At 62.7% G+C, this 16,584-nt stretch carries 16 protein-coding genes; 7 read left to right on the top strand and 9 right to left on the bottom strand.

The window, feature by feature from the left end:
• Window positions 1–106: 106 nt before the first annotated feature.
• Window positions 107–1,342 carry an MFS transporter gene (locus FA04_RS00595; RefSeq protein WP_156552923.1) on the bottom strand — a complete coding sequence of 412 codons (1,236 nt, stop codon included), beginning with the start codon at window positions 1,340–1,342 and terminating at the stop codon, window positions 107–109.
• 336 nt (window positions 1,343–1,678) lie between these two features.
• Here FA04_RS00595 and FA04_RS00585 point away from each other — a divergent pair, with 336 nt between their 5' ends.
• The 4 genes from FA04_RS00585 (at window position 1,679) to FA04_RS00565 (ending at window position 6,437) form a co-directional block, all read left to right on the top strand.
• Window positions 1,679–3,379, top strand: a complete 1,701-nt coding sequence (locus FA04_RS00585; protein WP_034797224.1) for a long-chain fatty acid--CoA ligase — start codon at window positions 1,679–1,681, stop codon at window positions 3,377–3,379.
• Between the two features lie 126 nt (window positions 3,380–3,505).
• Complete coding sequence (gene pgi, locus FA04_RS00580; RefSeq protein ID WP_034797225.1) at window positions 3,506–5,131, top strand: glucose-6-phosphate isomerase; 1,626 nt, start codon at window positions 3,506–3,508, stop codon at window positions 5,129–5,131.
• A gap of 535 nt (window positions 5,132–5,666) precedes the next feature.
• Window positions 5,667–6,221, top strand: a complete 555-nt coding sequence (locus tag FA04_RS00570) for a DUF2975 domain-containing protein (RefSeq protein ID WP_034797227.1) — start codon at window positions 5,667–5,669, stop codon at window positions 6,219–6,221.
• A gap of 3 nt (window positions 6,222–6,224) precedes the next feature.
• On the top strand, window positions 6,225–6,437 hold the full coding sequence (locus FA04_RS00565) for a helix-turn-helix domain-containing protein (protein ID WP_034797229.1): 213 nt from the start codon (window positions 6,225–6,227) through the stop codon (window positions 6,435–6,437).
• A 3-nt stretch (window positions 6,438–6,440) separates the two neighbouring features.
• On the opposite strand, the gene FA04_RS00560 is transcribed toward FA04_RS00565, so the two are convergent.
• From FA04_RS00560 to FA04_RS00530, 7 genes are all read right to left on the bottom strand, one after another.
• Complete coding sequence (locus FA04_RS00560) at window positions 6,441–7,367, bottom strand: carbohydrate kinase family protein (protein ID WP_034797231.1); 927 nt, start codon at window positions 7,365–7,367, stop codon at window positions 6,441–6,443.
• A gap of 92 nt (window positions 7,368–7,459) precedes the next feature.
• Window positions 7,460–8,152 carry an orotate phosphoribosyltransferase gene (locus tag FA04_RS00555; RefSeq protein ID WP_034797234.1) on the bottom strand — a complete coding sequence of 231 codons (693 nt, stop codon included), beginning with the start codon at window positions 8,150–8,152 and terminating at the stop codon, window positions 7,460–7,462.
• A gap of 27 nt (window positions 8,153–8,179) precedes the next feature.
• The gene (gene pyrC / locus FA04_RS00550; protein ID WP_034797236.1) at window positions 8,180–9,217 is read right to left on the bottom strand and encodes a dihydroorotase; all 1,038 of its coding nucleotides are present in this window, start codon (window positions 9,215–9,217) and stop codon (window positions 8,180–8,182) included.
• 186 nt (window positions 9,218–9,403) lie between these two features.
• A complete protein-coding gene (locus FA04_RS00545; RefSeq protein ID WP_034797237.1) occupies window positions 9,404–10,024 on the bottom strand; it encodes a nucleoside triphosphate hydrolase in 621 nt (206 codons plus the stop codon).
• Window positions 10,021–10,803 (bottom strand): ATP-binding cassette domain-containing protein, encoded by a 783-nt coding sequence (locus FA04_RS00540; protein ID WP_034797240.1) that lies wholly within the window; start codon window positions 10,801–10,803, stop codon window positions 10,021–10,023. The genes FA04_RS00545 and FA04_RS00540 overlap by 4 nt, the downstream gene beginning before the upstream one ends.
• Window positions 10,803–11,888, bottom strand: a complete 1,086-nt coding sequence (locus FA04_RS00535) for an ABC transporter permease (protein ID WP_034797242.1) — start codon at window positions 11,886–11,888, stop codon at window positions 10,803–10,805. The genes FA04_RS00540 and FA04_RS00535 overlap by 1 nt, the downstream gene beginning before the upstream one ends.
• A gap of 198 nt (window positions 11,889–12,086) precedes the next feature.
• Window positions 12,087–13,112 carry a sugar ABC transporter substrate-binding protein gene (locus tag FA04_RS00530; RefSeq protein ID WP_034797243.1) on the bottom strand — a complete coding sequence of 342 codons (1,026 nt, stop codon included), beginning with the start codon at window positions 13,110–13,112 and terminating at the stop codon, window positions 12,087–12,089.
• A gap of 342 nt (window positions 13,113–13,454) precedes the next feature.
• Here FA04_RS00530 and FA04_RS00525 point away from each other — a divergent pair, with 342 nt between their 5' ends.
• Together FA04_RS00525 and FA04_RS00520 are read left to right on the top strand one after the other, a co-directional pair.
• Entirely contained in the window at window positions 13,455–14,687 is a 1,233-nt protein-coding gene (locus FA04_RS00525) for an ROK family transcriptional regulator (RefSeq protein WP_034797247.1), read from the top strand.
• Window positions 14,687–15,115 (top strand): RbsD/FucU family protein, encoded by a 429-nt coding sequence (locus FA04_RS00520; protein ID WP_034797249.1) that lies wholly within the window; start codon window positions 14,687–14,689, stop codon window positions 15,113–15,115. Before FA04_RS00525 ends, FA04_RS00520 begins: the two co-directional genes overlap by 1 nt.
• 73 nt (window positions 15,116–15,188) lie before the next feature.
• On the opposite strand, the gene FA04_RS00515 is transcribed toward FA04_RS00520, so the two are convergent.
• Window positions 15,189–15,611: a DoxX family protein gene (locus FA04_RS00515; protein ID WP_034797251.1), complete on the bottom strand. Its 423-nt coding sequence runs from the start codon at window positions 15,609–15,611 to the stop codon at window positions 15,189–15,191.
• Window positions 15,612–15,874: 263 nt separating this feature from the next.
• On the opposite strand from FA04_RS00515, the gene FA04_RS00510 reads away from it, so the two are divergent.
• On the top strand, window positions 15,875–16,579 hold the full coding sequence (locus tag FA04_RS00510) for a Crp/Fnr family transcriptional regulator (protein ID WP_034797255.1): 705 nt from the start codon (window positions 15,875–15,877) through the stop codon (window positions 16,577–16,579).
• Window positions 16,580–16,584: the final 5 nt, after the last annotated feature.

Below are 16,584 nucleotides of genomic sequence, written 5' to 3'. Positions count from 1 at the left end.
CCCTGCTTTACGGTAGTTTCAGGGCCGTGGCCGACGCTAGCGGCGGGACATGACAGAAAAATTTAGAAGGGTTCAAGAGCCCCCGGCTTTCTTTCGATAAAGCCGGTCATTCCGCCGCAGGTTTTGCAGCCATACGCGCAGGCTGTGCGCGATCGACGAAGACTGAGGCGAGAAAGATACCGAAGCCGGCAACGCCGAGAACGGCACCGACGAGACCGGTGGAGGTCCAGCCATAACCCGCAGCGATCGAAACGCCGCCGAGCCAGGCGCCTAGCGCATTGGCGAGATTGAAGGCGGAGTGGCTAAGGGCAGCAGCCAGCGTCTGGGCCTCGCCGGCGACATCCATCAGCCGGGTCTGCACGCCCGGGACGACGGCAAAGCCACCGCCGATGAAGAGCACGTTGACGATGGCGATCCACGGATTGCCCATGGTGAAATAGAAAAGCACATAGGCCAAGATGTTGAAGACGATGGCGATACCGATCGCCGGCATCAGCGCCCAGTCGGCAAGCCGCGCCCCGACGATGTTGCCGAGGATCATGCCGGCACCGAAGACCGAAAGCATGATCGGCACATTACCAAGCGAAACACCTGCGACTTCGGTCAGCGCCGGTGTGATGTAGCTGAAGACGGCAAACATGCCGCCACAGCCGATGGCGCAGATGCCGAGCATCAGCCAGACCTGCAGCTTGCCGAGCGCACCCAGCTCGCGAAGCGGCGTCGCCTTCGGGTTGCCCTTGTCCCGCGGTACGTGGGCGAAGGTGAGCGCCATGGTCAGGAGGCTGATGGCGCCGACGATGGCAAACGCGGAGCGCCAGCCGAGCGCCTGGCCGAACCAGGCGACGAGCGGCGTGCCGAAGAGAGTGGCGATGGTCAGTCCCATCATCACCCGGCCGACGGCGCGGGCCCGCTGGTTCGGCGCGGCAAGGCCGGCCGCCACCAGGGCAGCCACGCCGAAATAGGCGCCATGCGGCAGACCGGCGAAGAAGCGCGCGGCAATCAGCGTGTAGAAATCCGGAGCGACGGCGCTCGCGAAGTTGCCGACGGCAAAAACCAGCATCAGGACCAAAAGCACCCGGAAGCGCGAGAAGCGGGCGGCAAGCACCGCGATCAGCGGCGCACCGACGACGACGCCGAGCGCATAGGCGCTGATGACCGCAACAGCCTGGGGCACCGATACCGATACGTCTTCGGCGACTTGCGGCAGGAGACCCATGATCGCAAACTCGCCGGTACCGATCCCGAAGCCGCCGACGGCGAGCGCCACTTCGGCGGCAGAAACACGGGCGCGGCGCGGATCGACGGCTGAGGAGAAGGCTTCGTCACACATGGGTTCGCTCATGGGCAATGGCCAGTGTCGCCGTGCCTTGCGGCCGGAGAAAAATCTGGGGGATATGTCGGCGGATGTCGGATTGGACCAACAGGGATATGCTGCAATGCAATACAGGTTTTTCCTGCGGCAGGCAAAGCTTTTGCGGTTCTCGTCATACTTTTTCGCAAGGCTCGCAGAAGCCTGTTAACCGTAAGCTCAGTTGACGTTTACGTCAAAGTTATATAATTCCGAATCTCAGCTTGAAGAGGTGTCGCAAAAGCATCATCCTCATCGGCGTGAGAGGATCGGGAGGGATTTTCTCAGGCCGCATCAGGCCAGCCTGTGGCGACCAGAGGGAGAGAGGTCATGGCGGAAGTCAGCGCACAACAGACGGGTATCAGCCCAGGCAAGATCTGGCTGAAATCCTATCCACCCGGAATAGCCGCCGAAATTGGCCCCCTGCCCTACAAGTCGATCGGCGAATTCTTCGACCACGCCGTTGCCCGCTATTCGAGCCGTCCGGCCTTCACCTGCATGGGCAAGACGCTGACCTTTGCCGACCTCAACGCCCAGTCCGCCAGGATCGGCGCCTGGCTGCAATCGATCGGCCTTGCCAAGGGCGACCGCGTCGCGGTGATGATGCCGAACATCCTCCAGAACCCCGTGATCGTCTACGGCATCCTCAGGGCCGGCTTTACCGTCGTCAACGTCAACCCGCTCTACACGCCGCGCGAACTGCAGCACCAGCTCACCGATTCCGGCGCCAAGGCGATCTTCGTTCTGGAAAACTTCGCGCACACCGTGCAGCAGGTGGTCGACAAGACCGCGGTCAAGCACGTCGTTGTCGCGACCATGGGCGACATGCTGGGCCTGAAGGGTGCGATCGTCAATCTGGTGGTCCGCCGCGTCAAGAAGCTCGTTCCCGCCTGGTCGATCCCCGGCCATCTTTCGTTCAAGGACGTTCTTTCCAAGGGCGGGCGAGCCAAGCTGACGAAGCCGAACGTCGCCGCGAGCGACGTCGCCTTCCTGCAATATACCGGCGGGACGACGGGCGTCTCGAAGGGCGCGACGCTCACCCATTCGAACCTCTTGTCGAACATGGCGCAGATGGAAATCTGGTTCCAGACGGCGTTCCGCTCGCGCACCCGGCCGGACAATCTCGTCTTCATGTGCGCGCTGCCGCTCTACCATATCTTCGCGCTGACCGTGAATTCGCTGATGGGCCTTGCCACCGGCGGCAACAACATCCTGATCCCCAATCCCCGCGACATCCCGGGCTTCGTCAAGGAACTCGGCAAGCACAACACCAATATCTTCCCGGGCCTCAACACGCTGTTCAACGCGCTGATGAACAATGCGGAGTTCCAGAAGCTCGATTTCTCGTCGCTGATGTTGACCTTCGGCGGCGGCATGGCGATCCAGCGCCCGGTCGCCGAACGCTGGAAGCAGATGACCGGCTGCTCGATCGCCGAAGGTTACGGCCTGTCGGAGACCTCGCCGGTGGCAACAGCCAACATCCTCGACGCGACCGAGTTCACCGGCACGATCGGCATGCCCATCCCGTCCACCGACGTCGAGATCCGCGACGACCAGGGCAATACGCTGGCGATCGGCGAAGTCGGCGAGATCTGCATCCGCGGGCCGCAGGTGATGGCCGGCTACTGGCAGCGGCCGGACGAGACCGCCAAGGCGATCTCGCCGGATGGCTTCTTCCGCTCGGGTGACATCGGCTTCATGAACGCCGACGGCCTCGTCAAGATCGTCGACCGCAAGAAGGACATGATCCTGGTCTCCGGCTTCAACGTTTTCCCGAACGAGATCGAGGAAGTGGCGATGACCCATCCGGGCATCCTCGAATGCGCGGCGATCGGCATTCCGGACGAGCATTCCGGCGAAGCGGTCAAGCTCTTCGTCGTCAAGAGGGATGCAGCACTGACGGAGGAAGAGGTCAAGCGCCACTGCGCCGCCAACCTCACCAACTACAAGCGTCCGCGTTTCGTCGAATTCCGCACCGAACTGCCGAAGACCAATGTCGGCAAGATCCTGCGCAAGGATCTGCGCGGATAAACTACTCCGAAATTCAAACGATTTAAAAAATCCTGAAAACCGCCGCCTCGGCGGTTTTCCAGTCTTGATTTGGTCCACTTAAAGCGAATAGCTACGCAGGCGATTGTCCGACCAAGGAGCCCCGCGATGAAAGCGCTTGTCGACCAACTCAAAGCCACCGCCGCTCAAACCAACGCAACCGATATCCGCGCGGCCTTCGCCGCCGACGCAGAACGTTTCGCGCGTTTCAGCACCACGCTCGGCGACCTGCTGCTCGACTATTCGAAATGCGCCGTCAACGACAAGGTGCTGGACGGACTGGAGGCGGTCGCCAGGGCCGCCAAGGTCGAGGAGAAGCGGGACGCCATGTTCCGCGGCGACATCATCAACATCACCGAGGAGCGCGCCGTGCTGCACACGGCGCTGCGCAACCGCGGCAACCGCCCGATCCTCGTCGACGGCAAGGACGTGATGCCCGATGTCAACGGCGTGCTTGCCGCCATGGGCGCCTTTGCCGACGGCATCCGCTCGGGCGCGCTGAAAGGTGCGACCGGCAAGAAGATCACCGACGTCGTCAACATCGGCATCGGCGGCTCGGACCTCGGTCCTGTCATGGCGACGTTGGCGCTTGCGCCCTTCCACGACGGCCCGCGCCTGCACTTCGTTTCCAACATCGATGGCGCCCATATCGCCGATACGCTGAAGCTGATCGATCCGGAAACCTCGCTCTTCATCATCGCCTCGAAGACCTTCACCACCATCGAGACGATGACCAACGCGGCGACCGCCCGCGCCTTCATCGCCGATAAGCTCGGCGAGGCTGCCGTCGGCCATCACTTCGCAGCCGTTTCGACCGCGCTCGACAAGGTCGCCGCCTTTGGCATCGACCAGGCCCGCGTCTTCGGCTTCTGGGATTGGGTCGGCGGGCGCTACTCGATCTGGTCGGCGATCGGCCTGCCGCTGATGATCGCCGTCGGCAAGGAGAATTTCGGCCGCTTCCTCGATGGCGGCCACGCCATAGACGAACATTTCCGCACCGCACCGATCCGTCAGAACATACCGGTCCTGCTCGGCCTTCTCGGCTTCTACCATCGCAACGTGCTCGGCTACCCGTCGCGGGCGATCCTGCCCTATGACCAGCGCCTGTCGCGCTTCCCCGCCTATCTGCAGCAGCTCGATATGGAATCGAACGGCAAGGCGGTGACGCTTGAGAGCACGCCGGTCGAATACTCGACCGGCCCGGTCGTCTGGGGCGAGCCCGGCACCAACGGCCAGCACGCCTTCTACCAGCTGATCCACCAGGGCACGGACGTCATTCCCGCCGAGTTCATGATCGCCGCCAACGGCCACGAGAAGAACCTGCGTCACCAGCACGAGCTGCTGATCGCCAATTGCCTGGCCCAGTCGGAAGCGCTGATGAAGGGCCGCACGCTCGCGGAAGCCAAGGCGCAGCTGACCGCCAAGGGTATGGCCGATTCCAAGGCCGACAAGATTGCGCCGCACCGCGTCTTCACCGGCAATCGCCCGTCGCTGACGATCGTCTATGACCAGCTCGATGCCTTCGCGCTCGGCCGCCTGATCGCGCTTTACGAGCACCGCGTCTTCGTCGAGGGCGCGCTCTTCAACATCAATTCCTTCGACCAGTGGGGCGTCGAGCTCGGCAAGGAGCTGGCGACCGGCCTGCTTCCCGTCGTCGAAGGTAAGGAAAGCGCCGAAGGTCACGATTCGTCGACGGCGGGTCTGGTGGCAGCCTTGCTGAAAGCCGCCCATTAAACAAATCCGCAGGGTTCTCCCCGGAACCGCACCGCTGAAGACGATAGAGGCCTGAGGCGCTTTTCGCGCCTCGGGCCTCGTGATTTTGCACAACCCGGCAACGTCGTGGCGCCGGGTTTCAGCACCTCCATCAGATCGAGCTTCAACAGCAGCGGAAAATAGTCCGTGTCCGACCCCATCTGCATCCAGGCATTGACCATGACCTTTCGGCAACGTCCGGAGAACCGGCCGACAGGCTGCCGCGGTTAGGCTCGCCCCGTTTCGAGCGTGCGATCTTTTCCTGCAACAGCCGCAAGCGCGCAGCGTCCGCTTCGGCGAGAGCCAGGAGATAGAGCGTTTCTCCCGGTGGCACGCGGCTCCCGAGCGCCGCAGCCGGCACACTGCCCGCGTGGACGTCGAGCGCATAGCTCTGGCTTTCCGCAGGCGCGCTCCCCTCCTGCCAGGAAAGCTCCAGGGCCGCATCCAACATCACAATTGACGGCAATTATTTATTGTTCTACGATAAAAATACAAGTGAAACGATAAGGGACTTTGTATGACGAACTCCGCCGAGAGGCTGCGCAAGCTCAGCCGCTTCATGAAGCTCATGATCATATTGTGCGGAGCGTTGTTCTGTTCGGCGGTCGTCTACACGCATTGGCAGATCTTCTTCGACCGGCAAGGCTTCGAACAGGGCGTTCGCGACATCGTCTTCCCTCGGGTCGAGATCATCACTCTGTCCTATCGAGCCATCGGGACCGTCGCCTTTCTGGCCGCGATCAACAACGCGCTCGTCATTGCCGGCCTCGCATTCGCCTGGCAGCTTTTCGACAGCTTCCAGCGCGGCGAGATCCTGTCCGGCCGCAATGGCGTGCTGTTGCGGCGGGTGGGACTGACCGCCCTTTTCGGCTCGCTGTGCATGACCGTCAGCAATGGGATCGGCATCCTCGCTGTCACCTATGACAACCCGGGCACCACGGGACATGCGGTGATGTTCGACATCAATGGCGGCACGATGATCGTGCTTCTAATGGCCGGGCTCGTCGTCGGCCTCGGCCATGTCATGGTCATAGCATCAGGGGTCGAGGCGGAGAACAGGAGCTTCGTCTAGCCCATGCCGATTGTCGTCAATCTCGATGTGATGCTGGCGAAACGCAAGGTTCGTTCACGCGATCTTGCCGAACAGGTGGGGATCACCGAGCAGAACATCTCGCTGCTGAAATCCGGAAAAGTGAAGGGCGTGCGCTTCGACACGCTGGAAAAGATCTGCGCAGCACTCGACTGCCAGCCGGGCGATATCCTGGAATACCGCCCGGACCCGGACTAACGATCAAAGACCGATTTCATGCTTCCACGGCGGGTTGGCGCCGGCGCGCGAGACCGTGACGGCCGCCGCCTTGGCGCCGAGCGCCAGCGCGTTGCGAACGGCGGTTTCAGTGAGGCCGGCGACATCGGCCTTGCTCAGGAGACCGGCGAGCTTCAGCGATGCCAGCACGCCGGCATCGAAAGTGTCGCCGGCACCGACCGTATCGACCACGGTCACGCGCTCACCGGCAACCTCGACCTTGTGGCGGGCGGTATAACCGACGGCGCCATCGGCGCCCTTGGTAATCAGCACCAGCTTGGGGCCGCGCCTCAGCCAATCGGCGGCGAGATCGTCGTGGCTGCCCTCCATGCCGAACCAGGCAAGATCCTCGTCGGAGAACTTGATGATATCCGACATCGCCGCCATGCGGTTCATGCGGGCGAGATGAGCCTCTCGGTCCTTGATGAAACCGGGGCGGATATTCGGATCGAAAGAAATGACCCGCTTTTCATGCTCGCGCGTCATCAATGCTTCGTAGGTCGAGCCGCAGGGCTCGGGGATCAGGCTGATCGCGCCAAAATGCAGTGCCTCACAGAAATCGCCGAGCGTTGGCAGGTGCTCGCGGGTGATCATGCGGCCGGCAGTGTTTTCATCGAAGAAGGCGTAGCTGGCATGGCCGTTGACCAGCTTGACGAAGGCAAGCGTCGTGTGCAGCGACAGCGTCGCGCAGGGGCCGAAATCGACATTCGCTGCCTTCAGCGTGTCGCGCAGGATATCGCCGAACATGTCGTCGGAGAGACCCGTGAAAAAGCCGGTCTGGATGCCGAGGCGGCCAAGGGCGATCGCCGTGTTGAAGATCGCGCCGCCGGCATAGGGCGCAAAGGCACTCTCGCCCGCGGTCGTGTCCCGCGGCAGCATGTCGATCAGCGCTTCTCCGCAGCATACGATCATCGGCTTATCCTCCTCGACAGATTTTCAATCGATTTAAAAATTATGACTGAAGACGCTACGAGGCCCCGGCAGAACCGAGGCCTCGCCAGAGATTACGCCAAGGCGCTGACGCCGCCGTTGCGGCCCGACCAGGCGAGCGGCGCGTTGAGGAAGGCCTCGACCTCACCGAGCGTCTTTTCGTCGAACAGCTTCTGCTCGCGGGCGACCGCAAGCACGTTGCGCCATGTGGCGATCCAGTGCAGGTCGACGCCCTTGCCTTTCATCTCGCCGACCGCTTCCGGGAAGATGTCGTAGTAGAAGAGCGCAATGCCGTGGTCGACGATGCCACCGGCTGCGCGGATCGCGTCGATGAACTTGAACATCGAGCCACCAGCCGTCGTCAGGTCCTCGATGACGAGAACGCGGGCGCCTTCCGGCATATGGCCTTCGATCTGGGCGTTGCGGCCGTGGCCCTTGGGCGCCTTGCGCACATAGATCATCGGCAGACCGAGACGTTCGGCAAGCATGGCGGCGAAGGGAATGCCGGCGGTTTCGCCGCCTGCAACCATGTCGAACTTCTCAAAACCGGCTTCGCGCAGGATCGACGCTGCAGCAAAATCCATCACCGCCGAACGGATGCGCGGATAGGAAATCAGCTTGCGGCAGTCGATATAGACGGGGCTCGCCATGCCGGACGACAGCTTGTAGGGCTTGTCGGCGCTGAAATGCACGGCCTTGATCTCCCAGAGCATCTTGGCGACCAGCTCGGCCATGACGGCCTTGTCGGTGAACGCGTTGGAAAACATCAAACTCTCCTTCAAAACTTCAAGCGATCAAACGACGGCCCAGTGCAGCGGGAACATCGGATCGAAAACGGTGACCGGACCGGCACCGGTCTCGATCTTCTTGGGATAGGTGACAGCCTCTGCCTGTTTCCTGAGCGTGATCGTTTCCTCGTTCACCGGCAGCCCGTACCAGGCGGGACCGTTCAGCGAGGCGAAAGTTTCGAGCTTGTCGAGCGCGCCCTCCTCTTCGAACACATGCGCCAGGCAGCTCATGGTGTTGATCGAGGTGTAGATGCCGGCGCAGCCGCAGGCGCATTCCTTCAGCGGATCGACGTGCGGTGCGGAGTCCGTGCCGAGGAAGAAGCGCTTGTCGCCGGAGACGGCAGCCGCGCGCAATGCCAGGCGGTGGTTCTCGCGCTTGGCGACCGGCAGGCAGTAATAGTGTGGCTTGATCCCACCGACGAGAATGGCGTTGCGGTTGATGATCAGGTGATGGGTGGTGATCGAACCCGCGAGGTTCGCCTTCGACGCCTTGATGTAGTCGATGCCGTCCTTGGTGGTGACGTGCTCCATCGTCACCTTCAGTTCCGGCAGGCGCTTGCGCAAGGGATCGAGCACGGTCTCGATGAACACGGCCTCGCGGTCGAAGATGTCGACATCAGAGCTGGTGACTTCGCCATGCACGCAGAGCGGCAGGCCGATCTTTGCCATGCGCTCCAGCACCGGCATCGCCTCGTCGATGTTGCGCACGCCGCTGTGCGAGTTGGTCGTCGCACCTGCCGGGTAGAGCTTGACCGCCTTGACGAGACCGCTCTTGTGGCCGGCTTCGACGTCGTCGGGATTGGTGCCTGCGGTCAGGTAGAGCGTCATCAGCGGCTCGAACCGGTCCCCGGCCGGGATCGCTGAGACGATACGTTCGCGATAGGCGGAGGCGTCTGCGGTCGTGACGACAGGCGGCACCAGGTTGGGCATGATGATCGCGCGGGCGAAATGGCGGCTGGTATCGGCGATAACGCCCTTCAGCATGTCGCCGTCGCGCAAATGAAGGTGCCAATCATCCGGGCGGCGGATAACGAGGTCTTGCATGGTCAGCGTTCTCCTAGGTCAGAGCAGGCGCAGACGGAAAACCGCAGCCCCGGGCTCGCGCCCGATCCGCGCGCGCAGCTTTGCGAGCCGGCGGGTACGCGGGTGGCGGGCGGTTTCTCATGTGGTGGAACCGCGTCTCGATATCACCAATGCGCCCGCAAACACAATCCGCAATCCGACCATCGCTCAGAAATCCGCAAGCACCAGATCCGCCGCCCGCTGATGGTCGACCACGCGATGCGCGTTCGGGATGTCGTTACCGAGAGCCTTGCGCTTCGCCGCTTCCTCGTCATAGCCGTGATCGAACCAGCGCTGCAAAAGCCGCCGCTCCAGTTCTGCCACGCCGGGATTGATGAAGATCGAGAAATCGAAGGCGCCTTCGAGCCTGTCCCACGGCGCCTCGTCGAGCAGCAGGTAGTTGCCCTCGACCAGGATGATGCGGGTCTCGGGCGCAACGATCCTGGCAGAGGCGATCGCGATCTCGCGCGAGCGGTCGAAGACCGGAACCAGCACCTCGCCGTCATTGGCGCGCACCGCGGCGACCGTCGAAAGAAAAGCCCTGACGTCGAATGTCTCCGGCGACCCCTTCCGTGGGAGGAGACCTTTTTCCTCAAGAACGGCATTGTCCATGTGAAAGCCGTCCATCGGCAGAACCGCCGCCCTTTCGCCGCCGGCAACCAGGGTTTCGGCCAGCGCCTCGGCCAGCGTCGACTTCCCGGCACCGGGCGGCCCGGCGATGGCGACGACGAAGCGGGCGGCACCGGCCGCCCGTTTCAGGATTTCGTTTGCAATCGGCTCGACATTCATGCCGCAAGCGCCTCGCGCGGCGGCTCCTTCGCCCCGGTCATGAAGGCAACCGCATCCGACATCGTATGCTCCTTCGGATTGATGACGCAGAGACGCTTGCCGAGACGGTGAACGTGGATGCGGTCGGCCACCTCGAACACATGCGGCATGTTGTGCGAGATCAAGACGATCGGCAGGCCGCGCGAGCGCACGTCGAGGATCAACTCCAGCACCCGCCGGCTTTCCTTGACGCCGAGTGCCGCCGTCGGCTCGTCCATGATCACCACCTTGGAGCCGAAGGCCGCGGCCCGCGCCACGGCCACGCCCTGGCGCTGGCCGCCCGAGAGCGTTTCCACCGCCTGGTTGATGTTCTGGATCGTCATCAGCCCGAGTTCGGACAGTTTCGCCCGCGCCCGCTTTTCCATTTCCGCGCGATCGAGGGTGCGGAAAAGCTTGCCCATGATGCCAGGTTTGCGGATTTCGCGGCCGAGGAACATGTTGTCGGCGATCGACAGCGCCGGCGACAGCGCCAGGTTCTGATAGACCGTTTCGATGCCGGCCGTTCGCGCTTCCATCGGCGAACGGAAGTTGATCAGTTGGCCCTCAAGCCGGATCTCGCCCTCATCCGGCGTGATAGCGCCGGAGATCGCCTTGATCATCGAGGACTTGCCGGCACCGTTGTCGCCAATCACGGCGAGGATCTCGCCGGGATAGAGATCGAAATCGGCATGATCGAGGGCGGTGACGCGACCGTAACGCTTGACCAGGCCGCGCGCGGTGAGAATGGGTTCCTGAGCCATCAGCCTGCTACCTTTCTGATCCATTGGTCGATTGCGACGGCGGTGATGATCAAGACGCCGGTGAGGAAGACTTTCCACTGCGGATCGGCGCCGAGCATGTTGAGCCCCATGGAGACGACGCCGACGATCATCGCGCCGATCAGTGTGCCGAGGATCGACCCGCGGCCGCCGAAGAGCGAGATGCCGCCGATCACGGCTGCGGTGATGGCCTGCAGATTGTAGTCGGTGACGGCGGCGGACGGCGAGATCGAGCCATTGCGGCCGATCGAGACCCAGGCGGCAAGTGCCGCGATCAGGCCGGCAAGCGTATAGGCACTCAGAAGCACGCGGCTGGTGCGGATACCCGAGAGCTTCGCCGCCTCCGGATCGTCGCCAACGGCATAGAGGTGGCGGCCCCAGGCGGTGTGGTTCAGCGCGTACCAGAGGCCGAAGACCAGCACGACCATCATCACCACGCCGAGCGTGAAGACGGCGGAGCCCACCTTGAAGCTGACGCCGAAGAGGTGGAGCATCTGGGTGACGGCCGTCACGTCGGCCTCGCGGATCGTCGCGTTGGCCGAATAGATGAAGTTCGTCGACATGATGACATACCAGGTGCCGAGCGTGACGATGAACGGCGGAAGCTTGACCCTGGAGACGAGGAAGCCGTTGAGGAAGCCGCAGGCGCCGCCGACGACGAAGCCGATGAAGATCGCGATCGGTGCCGGAAGGCCGTAGGTGACGGCGCAATTGCCCATGATCACAGCCGACAGCACCATGATGACACCGATCGAAAGATCGATGCCGGCGGTCAGGATCACCAGCGTCTGTGCGGCACCAAGAATGCCGACGATGGCGATCTGCTGAAGGATCAGGGTCAGGGTGTAGGACGAGAAGAACTTACCCCCGATGGCGATGCCGAAGATCAGGATCGCTGCAATCAGCACGATGAACGGCACGGCGGCCGGCGTCGAATGCAGGAAATGCTGGATCTTCTGGACCGCTGTCTTGTCATGCGTATCGAACGACGCGACCTGCGTCGAACTGTTGACCAGGACTTTCTCGAATTCCTGGGATGGCTGCGCGGCTGTGTTGGGCTCGCCCATGGACCTTCCTCCCGTGAACCCCACTCCCAAGGGGTTGCGATGGTGTCGTGCACAGCCCGCCCACAATGACGCGGGCAATAGCACTCTTTAAAAGCTGCGCGGTTTTCGTCGCCTTGTCAAAGACATCGGCGCTTACGCGAAGGGCGGCCGGGGCCGCCCTTCCGTTGCCTTTACATGGTGACGGTAGAAGGCGGGCAATCAGCCCCAGCACTTCTCCGTGCCGACCTTGGTATCGATCGATTCGACGCCGGCTGCCGGCTTGTCGGTGACGAGCGAGACGCCGGTATCGAAGAAGTCCTTGCCTTCCGTCGGCTTCGGCTTCTCACCGGTATCGGCGAACTTCTTGATCGCCTCGATGCCGAGAGCCGCCATCATCAGCGGGTACTGCTGCGAGGTTGCGCCGATGACACCTTCGGCGACCGACTTGACGCCCGGGCAACCGCCGTCGACCGAAACGATCAGCACGTCCTTTTCCTTGCCGACGGCCTTCAGCGCCTGATAAGCGCCGACGGCGGCCGGCTCGTTGATGGTGTGGATGACGTTGATATCAGGATCCTTCTGCAGAAGGTTCTCCATCGCCTTGCGGCCGCCTTCCTCGTTGCCGTTGGTGACGTCGTGGCCGACGATGCGCGGATCGTCCTCGTCGCCGATCTTGTTCGGATCCTTCGTGTCGATGCCGAAGCCCATCATGAAGCCCTGGTCGCGCAGAACGTCGACTGTCGGCTGCGACGGCGTCAGGTCGAGGAAGCCGATCTTGGCGGTCTTGGCACCATCACCCATGGTGGCGGCTGCCCACTGGCCGATCAGCTTGCCGGCGAGCAGGTTGTCGGTGGCAAAGGTCGCGTCGGCGGCGGTTGCCGGATCGAGCGGCGTGTCGAGCGCGATCACGAGCAGACCGGCTTCCTGCGCCTTCTTGACCTGATCGACGATCGCCTTGGTGTCGGAGGCGGCGATCAGGATGCCTTTGGCACCGTCTGCAATGCAGGATTCGACCGCAGCCACCTGGCTGTCATGGTCGCCGTCGATCTTGCCGGCATAGGACTTCAGCGTCACGCCGAGTTCCTTGGCCTTGGCAGTCGCGCCCTCCTTCATCTTGACGAAGAAGGGATTGGTGTCGGTCTTGGTAATCAGGCAGGCGCCGACATCGGCGGCTTGCGCGGGCATGGCGAAGACAACGCCAAGCGACAGCGCGCCAAAAGCAGCGGAAAGAACAGTCTTCTTCATGAAATCCTCCCAAGGATTGAAAATCGTGCCGGCGGACCGGCCCTGGCTACACCACCGCAGCATTCTCCTCCGCTGCAACTGGCGCTTCCGAGACAAAAACAAACACTAAATTTCCGGAGTGTCAATAAATAAATCAAATTGAATTATTATTTCGATGTGGCATTCTTGGGATGATAGCGCTCCACCGGAGGATTGGCGCGCCGACCAAATTGACAGAGCCGCGACAAGTGGAAACAAGAGACCTGCGCCAAGCGGGCGGCAGAACGGGGTGAGGAACTATGCAGGCGGTTTGCGCCCGCATCCCGCTCACATAATCCAATGCCAACGGGAGGAGACGGTGGCATGTCACTGACAGACGGCCCCGACCGGGGACCGACGCAACCTGAAGTCATCGATCCGAGCGGCGGCGCCAACCAGACGCGCGTGCGCGCCTACAACGAACGGCTGGTCATGTCGCTGGTCCGGCGCCACGGCGGCCTCTCCAAGGCCGACATTGCCCGGCGCTCCGGCCTGTCGGCGCAGACCGTTTCGGTGATCATGCGCGCGCTCGAAAGCGACGGCCTTCTGGTCAAAGGCGATCCCGTCAGAGGCAAGGTCGGCCAGCCCTCGACGCCGATGCGGCTCAACCCAGACGCGGTCTATTCCTTTGGCGTCAAGATCGGCCGGCGCAGCGCCGATCTGGTGCTGATGGATTTCGTCGGCAACATCCGGCTGCATCTGCACCACGTGCATGCCTACCCACTGCCCGGCGACCTCGTCGATTTCATCATTTCCGGCATGGCGAAGCTCGAACAGCAGCTTGGCCCCGACCAGCGCAAGCGCATCGCCGGCATCGGCATCGCCACCCCCTTCGAGCTCTGGAACTGGGCCGAAGAAGTGGGCGCGCCGCGCGAAGAGATGAACAGGTGGCGCGACGTCGACCTGCAGGCGGCGGTCGCTGCCCGTACCACCTATCCGGTGTTTCTGCAGAACGACGGCACCAGCGCCTGCGGTGCCGAGCTCGCCTTCGGCGTCGGCGCCAGCTATCCGGATTTCGTCTATTTCTATATCGGCTCGTTCATCGGCGGCGGTGTTGTGCTGAACTCCGCACTCTTCTCCGGGCGAACAGGAACGGCTGGCGCCGTCGGTCCGCTGCCGGTCTCGGGCAAGGACGGCAAGACCATCCAGCTGCTCAAGATCGCCTCGGTCTTCGTGCTCGAAAACCTCTTGCGCGAACGCGGCATCGATCCGCGGCCGCTCTGGTACTCGGCCGACGACTGGATCGACTTCGGCGAACCGCTCGACATCTGGATCGACGACTGCGGCGCAGCCCTCGCCCAGGCCGTCGTCTCCGCCGTTTCGATCGTCGACTTCTCGGCCGTCGTCATCGACGGCGGCTTCCCGCCCTGGGTGCGGGCGCGGCTGCTTTCCGCCACGCGCAAAGCGCTCTACGACCTCGACCTTCAGGGTGTAACCATTCCCGAACTGGTGGAAGGCATGGTCGGCAGCCATGCGCGCGCCATCGGCGGCGCGAGCCTGCCGCTCTTTTCCCGCTACCTGCTCGACACCAATGTCCTCTTCAAGGAGCTCGGCTGATGCTGAAAGGCCTAAACCCGATCCTCAGTCCCGAACTGCTCGCAACGCTGCGAGCGATGGGCCACGGCGACGAGATCGCGCTGGTGGATGGCAACTACCCCGGCCAGGAACATGCGCGCCGTCTCATCCGGCTCGACGGGCACCCGCTGATCCCCGTGCTCGACGCTATCTTGAGCGTCTTGCCGATCGACGATTTTGTGCCCGAGGCGATCTTCCGCGCCACTGTCAAACAGGACAAGGACACGCTCGACCCGGTCCACCAAGAGATCGTCGCGTGCTGCGGCAAGCACGAACCGAACCGCCGCGTTGTGCCTCTGCTCGGCGCCGATTTCTATCCGCGCGTCAGGGCCGCCCACACGCTGGTCCAGACGAGCGAGCCACGGCTTTACGGCAACGTCATCCTGCGCAAGGGCGTGATTTATCCCTGAGACTTCGCACACAACGAAAAAAGCCCGCCGGCGAACCGGCGGGCCTTGCATTTCATCAAGTGAAATCCGTGCCTCAGGCGCCGCGCTTGTCGATCGACAGCGCGCCCGGGCCAAAGGCGGCGAGCACGAGGAAGCCACCGGCGACCGAGATGTTCTTCATCATCATCAGGCTGTTGAAGACGCTCAGCAGGCCGTTGGCTTCCGGCGGGAAGGTCGGAATGTTGATCGCACCGCTATGGAAGACGAAGGCGGTCACGAGCGTGAAGGCCGCCAGCAGGTAGGCCGCAATCTTCGTCTGGAAACCGACGAGAACGGCAAGACCGGCAACCAGTTCGAAGGCGCCGGCGAGATAGGCAAGCAGCGTCGGCGCGGGCCAGCCGGCACCGGTGATCATTCCGGCGGTCGCCGACGGATCGGTGAGCTTGCCGAAACCGGCCGTGATAAACATGATCGAAAGCAGGATGCGTCCGACGAGGACGACAACATTCTGAGACATGGAAGACTCCTGTGAGAAACGGTTCGTTGGCAACAGAAGTATCAGTATTTTCAAAATCATCTAGCCGTTGCGCGGGCGACAGATCGTTCACAAAAATGAAACGCCGATGACGCATCGTCAACCTTCTATCGGCCACTTCTCGACGCAGGACTGCAAGGCAATGCGGAACTACAACGACGGCGCCTCGTTCTTTTATGTTGCAACGACGGAGCGGCTGGGCGAAGAATTTCGGCGCGGCAGGGGACGCCGCGCGGGGGAATGTCATGAATGAAATCAACAGGAGCCCGGCATTCTGGCGCTCGTTTCCGATCTTTGAAGAATTCGACAAGGACGCTATCGCCGAACTTGCCAATATCGCGACCTATCGGAAATGGCCGGCCGGCACCGTGATCTTCCAGCGCGGAGACGAAGGCAATTACATGATTGTCGTCATCTCCGGGCGCATCAAGCTGTCGCTGATCACGCCGCAGGGCCGCGAACTGATGCTGCGCCAGCACGAAGCCGGCGCGATCTTCGGCGAGATGGCGGTGCTCGACGGTCAGACCCGTTCGGCCGATGCGACCGCCACGACCGCCTCCGAGGGCTATGTAATCGGCAAGAAGGCCTTTCTCGACATCGTCACCAATCGACGGGAGGCGGCCGAAGCGGTCATCCGCTTTCTCTGCGCCCAGCTTCGCGACACGACGGAGCGGCTGGAAACCATCGCGCTTTACGACCTCAACGCCCGGGTGGCGCGCTTCTTCCTCGCGACCCTCCGGCAGATCCACGGCAACGAATTGCCGGAAAGTGCCAATCTCAGGCTGACCATGAGCCAGACGGACATCGCCGGCGTGCTCGGCGCCAGCCGACCCAAGGTCAACCGCGCCATCCAGTGGCTTGAGGAGAGCGGTGCGATCAAGCGCAACGAAGGCATCATCGCCTGCAAGGTCGGTCGCCTGCAGAGCATCGCTGACCCCGAGGAGGACTAGACCGC

It is taken from the genome of Ensifer adhaerens (genome assembly GCF_000697965.2).
Classification (GTDB): Bacteria; Pseudomonadota; Alphaproteobacteria; order Rhizobiales; family Rhizobiaceae; genus Ensifer; species Ensifer adhaerens.
The sequence above is the reverse complement of the archived record's forward strand: the minus strand, read 5'-3'. Positions and strand labels throughout refer to the sequence as shown.